General features: G+C 70.5%; 1 protein-coding gene. It reads left to right on the forward strand.

Translation table 11 applies throughout. The features are described from left to right. Positions 1-161: 161 nt before the first annotated feature. Positions 162-518, forward strand: a 357-nt coding sequence (locus ABD194_RS18970) for a hypothetical protein (RefSeq protein WP_343994383.1), incomplete at its 3' end; no start/stop codon positions are given.

Consider the following 518-nt stretch of genomic DNA (forward strand, 5'->3'; position numbering starts at 1 on the left):
TGGCCGGCGCCGACACCGCCACGGTACGCCGTGAAGCGGTCGCCCGCGAGGTGGAGGACCTCAGGAGCGTCCTCGACGAAGTGGACGAAAACCCCTCTGCCGCAAGCCTTTTCGGCATTTCGTCGGGTGGGGCGCTCGTGGTCGAGGCCGTGGCGGCCGGTGTGTCAGTCGCTCGCGCGGCCAGTCTCGAGGTGCCCTACCGGTCGCCGGGCTGGCCGCCTGCTCCGACGGACTACATCGGCACCCTCGAGCGCTTCGAGGCGACGGGCGACCGGGAGGGCATCCTGCGGTACTTCAACACCGAGGTCGTCGGGATGCCCGAGCAGGCCGTGGACGGTATGCGCGGCACGGCGATGTGGGACCCGATGCTCGCCCTGACCTACACGGTCAAGTACGACGGGCTGTGTCTGGGTGGGGACGACCACGGGCTCCCGACCGAAACCCTGGCGCGCGTCAAGGTGCCCTTCCTCGCCGTCTGCAGCAGCGGGACCGTCCAGCCGTGGCTGCACGACTCGGCG

The organism is Terrabacter terrae, assembly GCF_039529575.1.
GTDB classification, from domain to species: domain Bacteria; phylum Actinomycetota; class Actinomycetes; order Actinomycetales; family Dermatophilaceae; genus Terrabacter; species Terrabacter terrae.